At 58.8% G+C, this 16,191-nt stretch carries 14 protein-coding genes and 1 pseudogene; 7 read left to right on the top strand and 8 right to left on the bottom strand.

The features are described from left to right. The 5 genes from XH79_RS07825 to XH79_RS07805 form a co-directional block, all read right to left on the bottom strand. Positions 1–287 (bottom strand): recombinase family protein (locus XH79_RS07825; protein WP_271581293.1); only part of this gene is annotated, 287 nt, incomplete at its 3' end. Beyond that, positions 284–787: a recombinase family protein gene (locus tag XH79_RS07820; RefSeq protein WP_271581292.1), complete on the bottom strand. Its 504-nt coding sequence runs from the start codon at positions 785–787 to the stop codon at positions 284–286. The genes XH79_RS07825 and XH79_RS07820, both read right to left, overlap by 4 nt. Before the next feature lie 4 nt (positions 788–791). Beyond that, positions 792–1,028, bottom strand: coding sequence for a recombinase family protein (locus tag XH79_RS07815; RefSeq protein ID WP_224518088.1), 237 nt, complete (start codon positions 1,026–1,028; stop codon positions 792–794). A gap of 92 nt (positions 1,029–1,120) precedes the next feature. Further along, positions 1,121–1,510: a hypothetical protein gene (locus tag XH79_RS07810; RefSeq protein ID WP_271581291.1), complete on the bottom strand. Its 390-nt coding sequence runs from the start codon at positions 1,508–1,510 to the stop codon at positions 1,121–1,123. Positions 1,511–1,519: 9 nt separating this feature from the next. Beyond that, the gene (locus XH79_RS07805; RefSeq protein WP_271581290.1) at positions 1,520–2,350 is read right to left on the bottom strand and encodes an acetoacetate decarboxylase family protein; all 831 of its coding nucleotides are present in this window, start codon (positions 2,348–2,350) and stop codon (positions 1,520–1,522) included. A gap of 1,198 nt (positions 2,351–3,548) precedes the next feature. Between XH79_RS07805 and XH79_RS07800 the strand changes: the two genes are divergently transcribed. Both XH79_RS07800 and XH79_RS07795 read left to right on the top strand, forming a co-directional pair. Beyond that, complete coding sequence (locus XH79_RS07800; RefSeq protein WP_271581289.1) at positions 3,549–4,307, top strand: glucose 1-dehydrogenase; 759 nt, start codon at positions 3,549–3,551, stop codon at positions 4,305–4,307. A gap of 45 nt (positions 4,308–4,352) precedes the next feature. After that, the gene (locus tag XH79_RS07795; protein ID WP_271581288.1) at positions 4,353–6,113 is read left to right on the top strand and encodes an oleate hydratase; all 1,761 of its coding nucleotides are present in this window, start codon (positions 4,353–4,355) and stop codon (positions 6,111–6,113) included. Here XH79_RS07795 and XH79_RS07790 read toward each other — a convergent pair. Further along, the gene (locus XH79_RS07790) at positions 6,101–6,544 is read right to left on the bottom strand and encodes a hypothetical protein (protein WP_271581287.1); all 444 of its coding nucleotides are present in this window, start codon (positions 6,542–6,544) and stop codon (positions 6,101–6,103) included. The genes XH79_RS07795 and XH79_RS07790 overlap by 13 nt on opposite strands. A gap of 318 nt (positions 6,545–6,862) precedes the next feature. Between XH79_RS07790 and XH79_RS07785 the strand changes: the two are divergent. The 5 genes and pseudogenes from XH79_RS07785 to XH79_RS07765 form a co-directional block, all read left to right on the top strand. Further along, positions 6,863–7,084: pseudogene (locus tag XH79_RS07785) on the top strand (ATP-binding protein); the annotation flags it as partial. Positions 7,085–8,032: 948 nt separating this feature from the next. Further along, a complete protein-coding gene (locus XH79_RS07780) occupies positions 8,033–8,581 on the top strand; it encodes a hypothetical protein (protein ID WP_271581286.1) in 549 nt (182 codons plus the stop codon). Positions 8,582–9,151: 570 nt separating this feature from the next. Further along, entirely contained in the window at positions 9,152–11,152 is a 2,001-nt protein-coding gene (locus XH79_RS07775; protein WP_271581285.1) for a c-type cytochrome, read from the top strand. A gap of 126 nt (positions 11,153–11,278) precedes the next feature. Further along, a complete protein-coding gene (locus XH79_RS07770; RefSeq protein WP_271581284.1) occupies positions 11,279–12,511 on the top strand; it encodes a cytochrome P450 in 1,233 nt (410 codons plus the stop codon). A gap of 1,416 nt (positions 12,512–13,927) precedes the next feature. Further along, positions 13,928–14,191 carry a hypothetical protein gene (locus XH79_RS07765; protein WP_225190121.1) on the top strand — a complete coding sequence of 88 codons (264 nt, stop codon included), beginning with the start codon at positions 13,928–13,930 and terminating at the stop codon, positions 14,189–14,191. 286 nt (positions 14,192–14,477) lie between these two features. Here XH79_RS07765 and XH79_RS07760 read toward each other — a convergent pair whose 3' ends face one another. Both XH79_RS07760 and XH79_RS07755 read right to left on the bottom strand, forming a co-directional pair. Next, the gene (locus XH79_RS07760) at positions 14,478–14,777 is read right to left on the bottom strand and encodes a hypothetical protein (RefSeq protein ID WP_271581283.1); all 300 of its coding nucleotides are present in this window, start codon (positions 14,775–14,777) and stop codon (positions 14,478–14,480) included. A gap of 693 nt (positions 14,778–15,470) precedes the next feature. Beyond that, positions 15,471–16,191: hypothetical protein (locus XH79_RS07755; RefSeq protein WP_271581282.1), on the bottom strand; the 721-nt coding region annotated here is incomplete at its 5' end.

Below are 16,191 nucleotides of genomic sequence, written 5' to 3'. Positions count from 1 at the left end.
AGCTTGCCCTTCTTCATAAGGACCTTACGGAGCCGAAGCAACATTTCCTCTTCGGGAATGCTGACGCGCCCCTCACCCATAATCTTTTGCGCGCGCCGGAATGCGTCGCGATGGACGATAGGTTCGATAGCATTCTCTTTTCTGATCCAGAGCTCCCTTGGGTTGCGCGTGACCTTGGCGCCAAGTTTCCTGCTTTTACGATTGTAGGTCAGAACGCCGATATAAGCTTCGTTCCGGAGGAGGTCACCGACAGCCTTTCCAAGCCACGGTCTTCCCTGGCTATTCAAGATCCCTCGCTGGTTGAGCTCTCGGGCAATGGGGCCTGCGATTTGTGACGGAGATATTCGTGGAGAATCCAATTCACGATCTCGACTTGATCGGGCGTGCCGGGGATGAGCTTGACATGGTCGGCAAGCAAAGATTTGCGCTGGCCGATCGTTAAAATGCCCTTCGGCCTGCATTGATCGTCAACGAGACGCCGTTGGAACGCGTAAGCCGTAGGGCCGCCCATTTTGAAGCCGCGATTCGTCAGTCGGACTGCCCCTGCGAAAACTTTGGCGGAGAGTTCGCGACTGAACTCAGCTGCCATCACTCTCTTAATATTCTTCATGATGCTGGCGAGAAGGCTTCCGTCATTGTCGAATTGCTCCGCGCAATAAGCAACCTGGACGCCCGCCTTGCGGCAGATGAACTCGTAGTGCGCGGTCTCGTCAACGTCCTGAAAGCGTCCCCATCGGCTCACGTCGAAGACAAGCAGATGAGCGAAGTCAGCGCGTCCCGATTGCACGTCTTCAACCAGTTCGGTAAGGCCCCCCCCGGTTTTCGATTCTGAGGCCGCTTTCTCCCTCGTCACGATAGGTGTGGACGATGGTTAGCTTGTGAAGTTCGGCGTAGGTCGCGATGACCACTGCCTGATTCTCAATCGAGTATTGCTGGTAATCCGTCGACATGCGGACATACTGCGCCGCCCGTCGCGCTTTCTGCGACTGAGGCAGACGTTTCGCGTGTACAACAAGGGTGTTCCCCATGTTGCCTCCCCGCGGCTATATCGCGCCGCGCTGTATTGCGCATCGCAAACCATTTAGGCGCATCATCAAGTCCGCGCCATCGGAAAGTGTATTCAGAAAGAGTCAACTGCTATGTCGCTTTTCTTGAAAGCACGTTGCGGCGGGCGAAGCGAGCTGCAGAGAAATGCGGGTTTGCGCTTTTGGGCCCGTAGCCGACATGTCCGGCGCAGCTCTTTCGTCTGCTTCTGACGAGGCAACCAGCAGGATATCGTCGTTGTCCTTGTCGATGATGTTGAACGCCCATCCATCATGGCTGTGGCGATCGCCACGTCGGCCTTCTTCTCCTTATTGCCGCTATTCTTGTTGTAGACGTGGGTCTTGAAGCCGGCCTTGTCGACCATCTTCCAGAATGAGTCGCCGGGAGGAGGTGAACCCCACATACCGCCCGTCAGCTGGCAAACCGACAGCCCTGACAGCAATTTAGGATTGGATGAATTCTTCAAGCTCGTCGATCATCTGTTTACCGGGTTTGATTCCTCCGAGAGGATATCAATGGCCTCGAGCCTTGCGTCATACTCCTCGTATGTGCCGAGCAGGGCTTGGCCAACTGTCAAGTTGTGCACGGGATCGATAATCGAGGGGGAGTCGTAAGTTAGGGAGGTTGGTCCAGTAAATAGAACTTCTTCGCCACGCTCGTCGCGTCGCAACGTTCGGTCCGTACACCATTTGACGAGTTGCGTGACCTCTCCCTTCCCGGACTCAATGATGGACGGCAGCTGCCGAACCGAGTAGAAATTCGTCCGCGCAGAATACATCTGCCGCGAATCCGAGCTCATGCGCTCGTCTGGTTGAGCGGTAAGGGTCAGCAGGCGCTTGCCTTTCGGACGCTCGAGCGTACCCTGAATTAGACCGCCTTCTCTAATCAGTCTAATGTGCGCCAGCTTTTTTGGAGCACCAAGAACCTCTCGTCCCGAGGCGAGAGCTGCATCATTTACCGTCACGTAAATGTAAGGGATGTAGTAGCCAGTCTCACCGTCGGGATCACGAACTTGAATTCCTGAATAGCACTCCAAGTATGGCCCGACAGTGCTTGAGCGATAGCTCGCGACCCCCACAATGGCGATTGCAGGGTTTGCTGCAGGTGCTAGCTCCTTCGGCAATAAACAATTCGCCTCGTGCCCCACGCTGAACATAAGGTTTATGGCTTGGCAGCCGAGAAACGCACTGCCACGATTTTTGCCCCCATGGTAAAGAGGCGCATCAAGCGGAATGCCTTTGACGTCGGGCATCGCATCCTCCTTGATCTCAGAATAATTCGCGCGGTTGGAGATTGAGCTATTCATCTCACCGCGCCTCTCCGGTTGTTGAAGCGCCCCTGAAGCGACTGTACTGCGCTGGCAGCGATGTGGGTTCGGTAGTCCGTACGGCACATCGATCCGGCGATAGCGATCTTCGCTACGCGAGGCCGCAGTGCCGTTTCTGCGCCTTGCACCTCAATCCGCCGGATTAAACGATCCGAAAACATCCGACACGCTTGACCTTTTCCATTCTAGAAGCCGGCAGCTGTCCTGTGCTGCCGGATGCGCCTGATTGTGCATCCATTCCGGCGGAGCGTGCTCACCGATGATGACGTCAAGGCGAGTGGGTGATTCCTATTTGTCTATCAGTCGTTATGCAACGTCGATGCCAGGCACCTCGTGCGGTTTATACGGCTCACTGGCTGACGTCAAATGGGTACGAGTGACCCGACAACTTTCGACTCTTGTTCTGTTGCCTTCCTCGCTTGTCCGATTGACGACGCGATGTCGAAAGCCTGACATGATCAAGTATCCGGACAGAAAGTCGATGAGGCTCTCTCACGAGTTTTCGCAACAGCATGGCTATCGCCATTGTGTCTCGATTAAACCAGATCAGCGCAACATTATCGCTCGCATGGTCGAAAACGCAGGCCCTGACATCGCCGTCTCGGTGGAGAGTCGGAAGACCTCCAGCGCCTGTGCAAGAGTCACGTGAGGCTGACTTCCCATCAGAGTCTCGGCGCGCCGATTGCACGGAATGGATACTCCAATTCGCAAGACTTAGGAGAACCTCATGCGTTCTGCGCCCCACTTTTCGATCCACAAGGAGCTCAGCACCGTTCGGCACCGGTATCGCTCCGCTCGCGGGTACCGATCCTATCTCCGAAACCGGAGGAAATTCGGTCGCAAATTGTCGGCGTCTAGAAGGTGGGGTAGTTCGGCAAAGCCAATGCAACAATCCAAAGGATGACTAACGCCTGAGCGGCGGAAGCATGTTCGCGACCTGAAATCGTTATTGAAGTGCTTTAGCGCCAATTTACACGGGTACTGCGCACAGGCTTTGGGCATCAAAGATGATGCGTAGCAGAGGGCAGATCGGCAAGAGTCCGGGGCGTGGTGCAGACCGCAACTCTTGGCTTGCCCGACTTTCAATGCTCGTTCTCAACCATTTTGATCAACATGCCCGTCATCCTTTTTGATGCTGAAAAACCCTGCACCACCACTGATCGAGGAACCAAGAGTTATGGGACGTGTGAGCGAAAAAGTCATTTTGGTAACCGGCGGGGCTCGAGGGATGGGGGCCGCTCATGCGCGCCTGCTGGTAGCCGAGGGCGCGAAAGTCGTGATCACCGATACTCTTGACAATGAAGGAGCGACTTTCGCGGCCGAACTTGGCCCATCCGCGATCTATGTGCGTCAAGACGTCGCCCAGCCAGGGGAATGGTGCCAGGCGATCGCAGCTGCGGAGGGCAAGTTCGGCGCGCTGCACGGCCTCGTCAACAATGCAGGCATCGCGAGTATGGCTCCCATCGAGCGGTTCCCGCTCGAGCAGTGGGAGAAGACCCTGGCTGTCAATCTCACCGGTGTATTCTTGGGAATGCAGACTGCCCTACCTGCCATGCGCCGCGCGGGCGGAGGCTCGATCGTCAACATCTCGTCGGTTGAGGGGCTGAGGGGTAGTGCTGGGCTTCACGCCTATGTTGCTTCCAAGTTCGGCGTGCGGGGCATAACGAAGTCCGCTGCCTTGGAGGCCGCCGCGTCCGGCGTTCGCATAAACTCTATCCATCCGGGCTTCATCAACACTCGGATGACAGAGAACATCGATCTTTCCGGTTTTCCAATTCCGCTCGGGCGGCCAGCCGAGCCGCAGGAAGTGTCACAGGCAGTCTTGTTCCTGCTTAGCGACGAGTCCTCTTATCTTACCGGCTCCGAAATCGTCGTCGATGGCGGTCTGACGATCGGCGTCCCGCAGAAGTGTCAGGCGGTCGAAAACATCTTCTGACTATCAGCGGACGGATTGTCACATCAAACGAGATGGAATGTCGCGATGTATTACACCAGTGGAAATTACGAAGCTTTTGCTCGGCCCCGCAAACCCGCCGGCGCGGACAGCAAGACAGCTTGGTTCGTTGGTTCGGGGTTGGCTGCGCTCTCCGGCGCGGCCTTCTTGATCCGCGACGGGCAGATGCGTGGCGACCGTATTACCATCCTCGAACGACAGACGGTTCCGGGGGGCGCGTTGGACGGTTGTCAGGATCCGGAAAGGGGATTCGTGATTCGAGGTGGCAGAGAGATGGAGGATCATTTCGAGTGTCTCTGGGATCTGTTTCGTTCGATCCCATCGCTCGAACTTGAAGGCGCCAGCGTGCTCGATGAGTTTTACTGGCTGAACAAGGATGATCCGAACTACACACTACGGCGGGCGACGGTGAAACAGGGGCAGGATGCCCATACCGATGGCCTCTTCACACTGAGCGAACAGGCCCAGAAAGAGCTGATTGCCCTTTTTCTTGCCACTCGTAAGCAGATGGAGACCAAGCGCATCGACGAAGTGTTCGGGAGAGATTTCTTCAACAGCAATTTCTGGCTCTATTGGCGGACCATGTTCGCCTTTGAAGAATGGCATTCGGCTCTCGAGATGAAACTTTATCTGCATCGATTCATCCACCATATCGGCGGCCTGCCGGATTTCAGTACGCTGAAGTTTACCAAATACAATCAATATGAATCGCTTGTTCTGCCGTTATCCAAATGGCTGTTGGCGCAAGGCGTCAATTTTCGCTACGGGGTCGTAGTCACCGATATCGATTTCGACATAAAGCGTGGACGCAAGCAAGCCACAGCCATCCGCTGGCAGGAGAATGGCATTGAGGGCAGTCTCATTATTGGCGCCGACGATCTTGTTTTCATGACGATCGGGTCGCTGACCGAAAACTCGGACATGGGGGACCATCACACGGCCGCCAGGCTCAACGAAGGACCGGCGCCCGCCTGGGATCTGTGGCGGCGTATTGCGGCCAAAGATGCGGCCTTTGGACGCCCAAATGTCTTTTGCGGCAATATTCCTGCAAGCAAATGGGAATCGGCGACGATCACGACCCTGGACAAACGCATTCCAGCATACATCCGCAAGATCGCCAAACGCGATCCGTTCAGCGGCAAGGTTGTCACAGGAGGCATCGTTACGGTGAAAGATTCGAGCTGGTTGCTCAGTTGGACCACAAATCGCCAGCCGCATTTCAAGCGCCAGCCCAGCGATCAAGTCGTCGTCTGGGTCTATTCGCTATTCGTCGATAAAGCCGGCGACTACGTGAGGAAACCGATGCAAGATTGTACGGGCGAGGAAATCACGCAAGAATGGCTTTATCACCTCGGTGTGCCGGTTGCGAGTATACCGGAACTCGCCGCTGGGGCCGCCAAGACGGTCCCGGTGATGATGCCCTACGTCACTTCCTTCTTCATGCCGCGGCAGGCGGGCGATCGGCCAGATGTTGTGCCGAAAGATGCGGTCAATTTCGCCTTCATCGGCCAGTTCGCGGAGTCGGGTGAACGGGATTGTATCTTCACGACGGAATACTCCGTTCGGACCGCGATGGAAGCCGTGTATATCCTCCTCAAGATTGAACGTGGCGTGCCCGAGGTATTCAACTCGACCTATGATATTCGCAAGCTGCTTGCAGCAATGGGTAGACTGCGCGACGGCAATGAAATTGAGATCCCGGGACCTGGGTTCCTGCGCGAGCTCATTCTAAAAAAGATTGAAGCGACTGAGCTTGGCGAACTACTGAATAAATATCACCTGAGTTGATTAAGGCGCGGACGCTGCGGGCGACCGTTCGCTCGGATAGAGAAGCGCTGTCCTGCGCCGTGACGGCTCGGACTCGCCAAGGCGCGGATCAAACGTTCGCGCCGATCTTCCAGGCAATCTTTAGGCGTACTCTGGAATTCGGTGTTCTTTCGGCTTGATGTTATTCTCGCCCCACGCATCCGATTAACCTCTTGCCACGAGGTGAGGGCGAAACTAGCTACTGGCTCGTCACAGTGATTTTGATGGTTTGATACCGGCCAGCTTAGGATCGGCAAGTTTTCTCGCGGCACGAGGATTTCGATGCTTCTGGGGATGCAGGATTCGGCGGGTGGCCGTCCGAACATGTGCGAATAGGTATAGATGAACGCCAGATAATGGCCCTGCTTCTCGGTAAAGCGTGCGCCTGGTTTTTGACTCATGGATCGATTCATCCGTGCCTCCTTAGTCGTCCGTGAAGAACGGGTAAGGGGCTGATCTGGAGTCGCTTTTTTCCGGCTGCGGCGACTTTGTGATTGCAGGCTTTGACAGTGCGGTAGCTCGGAACCTGCAATTTGCAGTTTGAGATTCCCTCGAATCGCACGGCATGATTCGGCGCTCGTATCGGGAGGAGCCGATGCGACCGAAGAAGCCGAAGGCGACGGAGGAAGGTGATCTGTTCCGGGCCAGGCTCAAGCAGATCATCAACATGGAGCACGAGCTGGTTCAGCACGCCGGCAAGATCAATTGGGACTGGATCGACTATCGACATGAAGGCGCTGCGGGGGCTCGACAAGCCGCTGTTCCAAAAGCTCGTCGCCGGCGAGTGGATCGACCGGTATCAGAACCTGCTCATCATCGGCCCGACCGGCGTCGGCAAGAGCTGGATTGCTTGCGCCTTGGGCCACAAGGCCTGCCGCGACAACCGCTCCGTGCTCTGTCAGCGGCTGCCGCGGCTGTTCGAGGCGCTTGCCCTCGCGCGGGGCGACGGCCGATAGTTGGGTTGCCGATGAGCTCCGCGCTTTGGCTTCCTTGTAGACGTTGCTGATCGACTCGCGGATGTTGCGACACCGCGCCATCGACGAACCGCGTTCGGATGCGAGATCGACGTGATAGCCATCGATCTTGGCGAGCATCTCCTGCACGAGCGCCGGATCAAAGTCGATAGCGACTGCTGCTGACTTTGCCGTCGTTTGTCCCTGTTGCGTTGCTTGGCCTCGGCGAGCTCTCTTGCGCTTGACCTTGCCGATGATGGCGTTGCGAGATACGCATCGCCACCCCTCGCAGACACCGAGTGGCCCGCGCTCCACATGCATTGCAGAAGCGACACGTCCTCAGAATCCCATGCCGATGTGGCTTGATTGACCATCGTTCGTCATCGTCACGAGCACGAGTCGATGGTCGTTTTGATTGTCGCCAAAAGCAGTGCGTGTCGATGTTTACGCTTGTTCGCCGCTATTCGATGTTCGCAAAGGTTTTTGGCTGCGACGATCGGCCTGCCTTATAAAATAGGCAGACGAACGTGTATTTATGCCTGCGGTTGCATCGTGTCCGGAAAGTTGATCCGCTTACGTTCGCGGCTGTTGACAACATGCGTTAACGGCGTTGCAATCACCAGCACGACAAACGGCGGTGAGTTTACCAACTAACAACAGCAGCTAGACCACGACGGCGTTACTGCTCGCACACGGCTACTAGCGTGGGTACCCGAGCGTTTGCGCGGAAGGATGGGCCATGCAGTCGATCCCTTGCTAGGTGTCGTCGGGGCCGGGGATCGTGCCGTTCTCGGAATACTGCCAGAGCTTCCGGTGCCGCGACGCCGACGTCTCCGGAGGTGACGATGCTGACGTCGACTCGACTTCAACCATTTCAACAGCGACGATGCAAACTTGGTCGCTTGGATCAGCCCTGCGGGCAGCAGGCCGCCGGAGCCGCCGCCGCGGATGGTCGAGCAGCGCCTGGACGGCCTCGTGCAGATCGTCGAGCGGGGCTCAAACCCACCTTCGAGAAGGTCGTTCAATTCGAGCCGCAGCATCTCGTCATCCCAATCGGTGCGTCGAAGGCCTCGAAGAGACGCGACCAAGCGCGAAGCTCGAGACAATACCCGAGAGTGTACCAACAGCAACGGGACAGCTCGCAGAGATGGAAGCAAAAGTAAAAAGATCAAACAGCGTCATAGCAAGTCCGCCGATCTGGAAGCTAAGCGCGCGCTGAACCGCCTGAAGGAGGTTGACCCGGAGGGATATGAGGCCTTCCTTCGTAAGCGTGAGAACTGCGGGGGACACTGGCGGTTTCGGCCCGGCTGGACGGGCGAGGCCATAGTCACCACCACATTCCTCGCCGTCGCATTCGCACAACTCTGGCGCGTCGTCGCCATGCGCAGCATCCGCTCCGGTACCGTTGTCAACGAGTTCACGCGCAATCCATGGGTCTGGCTGCGCTCGGCCTGTACGGCCCTCTGCTCGCAGTCCCTCTCTACTGGCCGCCGATGACAGAGGTCTTCCACGTCTGCCACCGACGCTCACGATGTGGAGCATTGTCGCGGGCTACAGCCTGACGCCGATGCTGTTAATTCAGGTCAGCCTCGCCGTCATCGTGCTTGCCAAACGAAGCCGTTAAATGGTAGCCGCGTTGCTTGGCTCGAATTCGCCGTCTGCATCATCGTGATCGGCGTGGCCGGATGTATGCTCATGGTCATTGCGCCCTACGGAGTCCTGATCTCCGAGTGCGAGCCTATTGCCCTCAGGCGCCCGGCCGATTCCGTTCGCTCGCGTTCCCGCGGATTACAGCCCCCGATCTCCCACAGCGGACCCAACGTCACTGCAAATTCGATCGCGAGGATGGGATGGCGGCTCGAACAAGAGCTCGTCCGAACGCTCTAGATGTTCTTGTTATGCGGTCAAGTTCGCCCATTCCACAGACCACCGATTGTGACGTCAGAAAGAATAGTGATCGCGTCTCAAGGACGTCAACAGCAGGGGTGAGCCTACAAGATCATGTAGTTGTAGTATTATTGTTTGCACGGCTCTCTGCTGGAGGCCGTTCGCTGACACGGGGGAGCCATGTCGACAGTTGCCAGCGCAATTCGGCGCCTTTGGTGGCGACGCTTTCTTGTTCTTCTGGCGATCATCGTGATCATTGCTTTGATCGCAGTCATGACCAGCTCCCAGCTTGGCGCGACAATCGAAGCTCTGACGCCGCCTGGTCTCCCTGAACCGGTTTCCGCGAGCGAGCAGGTTTCGCTCGACCAGGGCTGGAACGCCGAAGACGCCGATCGATTCCATCATAAAGCCCAGGGCACGCAGACCTTACCGATCCCGCTGTCATGGTTTCTCGCCCTGGAAGCGCCGCTGAACTCGCCTTTCGCTATCCCCTTTTTCAAACGAGAACGGTTTTCTGACAACCGCTATTTACTTCGGTTTGGATTCATAGAGTCTGCCGAAAGCGAGAACAATGAGTACGGTTTGCCGATCGGCTTTGCATATTCGCCGTTTCAGTCGATCCGCGGGCTTTCGCGTAAGGAGACTGCCGTTGGATTGACCTGTGCCGCGTGCCATACCGGCCAACTGATCTTCAAAGAGAAGCGCTATGTCATTGAAGGCGGCCCCGCCGTGACCGATCTCGGTCAATTGACAAATGCGCTCCGCGCTGCGCTCGCACAGACCGCTTTGTCGGCAAAGCTACCCTTCTTCGACGGTCGCTTCGGGCGGTTCGCGAAGCGCGTTTTAGGAACCGAGTACAGCGATCTTACACGCGTCCAACTGTCCAAGGAGCTCGATGGAATACTTGGTGCTCTGATCGATCAGCCCGCTGGGATCGACGTCACGGAAGGGTTTACCCGCCTCGATGCGCTCAATCGCATCGGCAACCAGGTGTTCGCTCTCGACCCCAAGCGCTACGGCAACTACGTCAACCTCAACGCCCCTGTCAGCTACCCGCACATCTGGACATCGTCATGGTTCGATTGGGTGCAGTACGACGGCTCGATTATGCAGCCATTGGTGCGCAATGCCGGCGAGGCGATGGGGGTTTCGGCGGAGCTCAACCTCACCGCCCCGCCCAAGGGGGGACGTTTTGCCAGCAGCATCCCCTTCGATAATCTGCACTGGATCGAACAACAGCTCGCTGGAAAGGACCAGCCGCTGGTGGCGAAAGCCTTCACCGGACTGAATGCGCCAGCCTGGCCCGACAGCTTACCTGCGATCGACAAAGCCAAGGCCGCCGTGGGAGCCCAACTCTACGACAAACATTGCAGCGGCTGCCATCTTCCAGCGCTGACGCCGGACATCGTGCACGGCAAGGCCCCGGACGCGGAGTTCTGGAAGAACTTCGGCCCTATCCGCTGGCGCGGTCGCGATGGGCAGGAGAAGCAGACGAGGGAATCCGTACTCAACGTCAAGATCATCAAGCAAAGCCATATCGGCACCGATCCGGCCCAGGGCGACGTGCTGCGCAATCGCACCGTGGACACCGCCGGCAGCGAACTGGCCAGGGCGGGCCAGAGCAGCCCAGGACTCGGCCTCGACATCGATGTCTGCCAACGGAAGGCTGACAACACGCTGGATACGATCCACCTCTCGGACCATGCGATGCAACTCTACGCGCTTGCGCTCGGCGCCGTGGTCCAATCCGGCATCGACGAATGGCTTCGGTCGACCGGGACGGTCCAAGCGGAGATCGAAGGCGATCGACCGAACTGTCTCGCGGCAGGTTTCGGCTATAAGGCGCGTCCGCTGAACGGCGTATGGGCGACTGCGCCGTTCCTGCACAACGGCTCGGTGCCGACGATCTACGATCTGCTCAGCCCGGTTGCGGAGCGCCCACAAGTCTTCCTGCTCGGTGAGCCCAGCTTCGATCCTGTCCGCGTCGGTATCGTGACGCGGACGGTCGCTCCTGAAGGCAGGACCTACGACGGCAAGGGCTACTTCATCATCGATACGTCGAGGCCCGCCAATCGCAATACCGGCCACGAATTCTCGAACGAGAAGCATGAGGGCGTCATTGGCCCTGCGCTGTCTCCGGAGGAGCGCAACGCAATCATCGAGTTCCTCAAGTCGATCTGAAATTGATTGGGTCAGCTCCAACTGGAGCAGTAGCGAAGACCATCTCGCTCCCGCAGGGGGAAAGGTGGACGGAAGCCGGGATCGACCGACCAGGCGAAGCTTTTCTTGAGTTAGGGTGCGGCAGCAATGGCGGAACAGAAACAGGGGCCGGCGGCGAAGTTCCTGAAATGGATGATCGCCAAACATCCGGATGCATTGTTCGCACTCATCCGGCGCGTCAGGCCCAACCTGGCGTTGGGCGCCGCGGGGCCGGTGTTCATCACCCGCTTCCCCGACGTGCAGGAAGCGCTGAGCCGCCCCGACATCTTCAACGTCACCTATGCGCCGATGATGGACCCTTCGGTCGGCCCCTTCATGCTCGGCCGCGACTGCACCGAAATAAACCTGCGCGACAAGGGTATCATGCGCGCCTTCATGCGCATGGAGGATCTGCCGGCAATTCGCCAGAAGGTGCGCAGCCTCGCCAATGCGTCTGTCGAAAAGCAGATCTATACCCAGAACCAGATCGACGTGGTCAGCACGTTGTCGCGCCTGGTGCCCATTCAGATGACCCGAGAATATTTCGGCTTTCCCGGCCCCGATCTGGCCTCGATGTTCCGCTGGTCGCGCGCGACGCAATATGACATGTTTCACAACCTGGACAAAGATCCGAAGGTGCACCAGGACAACATTGACGCTGGGCAGGAGATGCGCGCCTATCTGACACAACTGCTCCCGCAGCGGCGCGAGCAGCTGAAAAATGGGGCGCCGCTCGAGGACGTGTTCAGCCGCCTGCTGAATAGCCATTTTGACGATTCGATCGGCTTCGCCGACGAACGCATTATTACCAATATGATGGGCACACTGGTCGGCGGGATTGAGACCACATCGGCGGCCATCGTGCAGCTGCTCGACGAGTTGTTCAAGCGCCCGAGGATCCTGAAGGAGGCCATCGACGTCGCCAGCAGCAACAACGACCATCTGATGTATCGCTATTGCTGGGAAGCGCTGCGCTTCAACCCGATCAATCCGTTCGTGGTGCGCTACTGCCGGACCGATTACCGGATAGCCAAGGGCTCGCTGCGCGCGACGACAATCAAGGCCGGCAGCACGGTGCTGATCTCGACCCGGTCGGCGATGCGCGATGGCTTGCAACTGCCGGCGCCGTCCAGCTTCGCGATCGACCGGCCGGAGTCGGTCTACATGCATCTGGGCTACGGGATGCACACCTGCCTCGGCGACCAGATCAGCCGCATCCAAGTTCCGGAAATCGTTCGCCGCATCCTGCAAATCCGGGGCGTCCGTCCCGCCGCGGAGATTGACTACGCAGGAGGGCCGTTTCCAGAGCGTTATCCCATCACCTACGACACGCCCGTCTGAAGGCCGGACTTCCCAGCAACGAGCCGCGAGTACCGATCCGGCCGCTGGCGTGGCGGCCTCTGGCGTCAGCACTAGGTCGGTCGTCGCGAAGTCTCCGTCACGCGATGCGCGTGAGATGCGTGAGGCAATAATCAATCGTGTCGGTGGTGTGTTCCGCTTGCGAAACACATCAATAGATGAGAGGCAGAGCTTCGCATGCGCGGCTACTACATTGGCTTACCGAGGAAATGGTTTAAGCGAACGGAAGCCGTACGCTGAAGCGGGCCTCGGCAACCGGCAGTTATGCACGAACATCGCGCAATCAGCGCAACAGCAATGATGCGCTCAAACGGCACCTGCAGGATCACCATTACGCACGACGCCGACGACTACAAACAGCGCATAGCATCGAGCGCTGCTTCTGCTCGCTGATACACTCTTTCGACGCTTGGCACCCGTTATGACAGGCGAATAGGACAGGCGAACCGTCAATTTTACCGGCTTCTTCATCGATCTCGCGGCCGCATTGGTCTGCGGTTGCACGCGTTTCCCCGTAGCCGTCCGGATTGGCAAGTGTTGGAACACGGGAACACGGTGTTCTACTGAAAGAACACCGGCTGAGGGATTTTATACTTAAACTGTCTTTTCACTAAATTCCGGTGGCGAGGCCGCGGGACTGCATCGTCTCGCGGCCCCATTGATTTTCGCTGTTGAGGTCCGGGCGAGTTCCTCCACCGAATTCCGACTCTTTACTCCCAGAAGGGGTAAGCGCTTTGATCGCCCGTTGGCATTCAGACGCGTCAAATTCGGGCCGTCGGCAAGTCCTCGCTGGACAGCATTCCGGAGTATGTTGTCGTGGAGTGCACATGGCTGCTGCCAACCTGATCGACAGTAGCGACGGCGATCGCACGAAAACGCGCTCCGCATCGAACATGGCGCGTGGTGTTTGACGTCCCAAGATGGCTGGAGTTCTCCCATCGAGACAGCTTCGGCCGAGCTTGTTTGGCTTTCTGGCTCTGCCAAAGGCCAGAGCCAGACTGATAAGACAAAGTCGGCTCGCTGTCGCGCGCGCCATGGAAAACTGCCCCCTCGACGTCACGAGGAATTGCCCCCTCCTTGGATAGCCGAGGAGAGAGCGAATGAACGAGGAACGAATCAAAGGCTTGTCGTGGAGTAATCCACGGGGGCAGGTGATGAATACGCCAGATGACGTGGCGGAGATGTTGCACCTGAGGGTGTGTGGGTGAGGTCTGAAGCGGATTGCGCGCCAACTGGCTGCAGACGGTGAAGGACTACGTGGCGCGGGTGGGTGAAGCCGTTCAAGTCGCCTGAGCGGGCGAAGCGGGTCATGGCCTTGAAGGCTGGCTGCGCGAGAGGTTCATTCGACATCGCGGCAATGCGGATGCGGTCCGTCACGACCTGTTGGCCGAAAACGGCTTGGCGGTCAGCCGGCGAACGCTGCGACGCGCCGTGCAACCCTACCGCCAGGCACTGAAGGCCGAAGCGCTGGCGACGACCCGGTTCGAGACGCCCCCGGGGCGGCAGCTACAGATCGACTTCGGCGAGCGTCTGGTCGATATCGGCGGGGCGAAGGTCAAAGCATTTGTGTTCGTGGCGACCCGCGCCGAAAAGCAAGAGCACTGGTTCGCTGGGCTCGAGAGCCATTCACGACCTTCGATGGCGTGCCGGAGGAAGTGCTGAAGGACAATCCACGCGCGCTCGTGGTGCGCTACGGCAGATGAGCCGGTCGGTTCAGTTTAACGACAAGCTCATCACGTTCGCGAAGCATTGGGGCTTCCGTCCTCGCGCCTGCGCACCGTATCGGGCGCGCACAAAGGGCAAGACGGAGAATGGCGTCCGCTACGTGAAGAAGAACGTGATCGCGGGGCATTCCTTCGCGAGCTGCGAGGCATTCGAGACGCATCTCGCCGAGTGGGAGGGCGGGGTGGCGAACTACGTATCCACGGCACGACGGGCGTGGCGCCGATCACTCGCTTTGCGTGTGACGAGGTGCACCGGTTGAAGCCGCTCGGCGACGCTCGGATCGCCGCGCGAACTGGCCCGCGTCGTCGGCAACGATTGCGCTGTCGAGATCGACACGAACAACTACGGTACCCTGGCAGCTGATCAGCGAGCGCGTGGCGGTGACGGTCGCGGCTGGCGAGGTGCGCATCCGCCATGGCATGCGCGAGGTTGCGGTCACAAGCAATCGGAGGATCGCCGGCTGCGGATCGTCGAGTTCGCCCACCTCGACGGGGTTGCCTGTCGCGATGGCGCGGTCTGCCAACCAGCAACCGCGACACCGACAGTGCCGGCGCCTTCACCACTGCCCTCGTTGTTACGTCCTCTTGCCGAATACGAAGCTACGATCGGAGGGAGCTTCTGATGGTGCGTACAAAGAAGGTCACCGAAGCACCAATCGATTGGCTGGGGGCCATGCTGGCGCGCTCGCAGCTCTCCGGCATCCGCGACCAGCTCGACCACCCGACGAGACGGCGCGCGTGAACCTGTCGGCGCGTGAGACGCTGATCCTACTGTGCGAGCGCGAGGTCGTGCGCAAGAATCATAGGCGCAGCCGTCGATCGACCGAAGCAGATCCGCGACCTGGCCGCGTCACGTTGGATCGCCAACGGCGAGAACGTGCTGCTGCTCGGCGCGCTCGAGTCAGGTTCATGCTGCCCATCTCGCTACCCCCTTGGAGTTGGAATCTTTTTGACCCGGATCGCCAGACGATGGCCGCCGGAACCGCCGCGCCCTTGACTTGGGGATGTTCCAGATCAACCGCTTTGACCATCCACGGTGCGCCTTTGCACAGCTGCTGCGCAGGCAAGCTCTGTTCTTCGATCAGACGGCGAGCCGTCGAAGGACTGACTTTCAACGCAGCTGGGCGCGCTCGTCCTCTCGGTAGGCCGCGATGGCGTGTTGGTTGCGCAGACTGCGAACGCGGACGCGGGCCCAACTGTTGCCACGCCCTGTCGACCTACTGGCGCGGTTGAGAACCGCGGCGATGGTGCTGTCGGGCATCTGACGCGCGAGGACACGAACGAGATCGACCACATCCGCCGCGGTGCTCGCCGGTGCGGTTCCTCCTCACCTGCAATGCCGTGTGATCGCCGCCATGCCAGTGGACAATCAAGTCCAGCACCTCGTCGCGGATGCGCACAACGATCTCATTGATCAAGCTTCGGATGATCCTGTTGCGCGTCGCAGCTGTTGCACCCGGACTTTCCCAAGCTCTCTTGAGTTCGGAATCAAGCGCAAGTAACCGATCGCGATCGATGTCGCTCAACGTCATCTCCGGCGTAGCCAACAACGTGTCGCGCTCGCCCTCAAGCTCGCGGACAGCGACCAGGCGTTCGTTCCAGCGCCGCTCCAGCTCGCCGGCAACAAGGCGATTGTCCGAATCGACAGCCTCGTATCGCCGACGAGCGCGAGTTGCCTCGTAGCGTGCCTGCTCCAGAGTCAACTCGAGCTGACGCAGCTTGTCGGCGTGTTCACGGCCGCGCGCTTCCATGGCCGCCAGCGCCGCCTGTATACCCAGCGGCTGCAGCCGCGCGATGACCTCCGCGCTGATCGCGCGATCCGCGCGCAGACCGCCTAATGAGATGCACGGGTCTTCACCATGGTTGATCTGGCTACCGCGGCAATGATACCGCCCGACAGTACTGTGCGTACCGCTGTAGGTAACGTGAAGTTTGCGG

The sequence above is a fragment of the Bradyrhizobium sp. CCBAU 45389 genome, assembly GCF_028128625.1.
Lineage (GTDB): Bacteria > Pseudomonadota > Alphaproteobacteria > Rhizobiales > Xanthobacteraceae > Bradyrhizobium > Bradyrhizobium liaoningense_B.
This window is presented reverse-complemented; position numbering and strand designations above follow the sequence as displayed.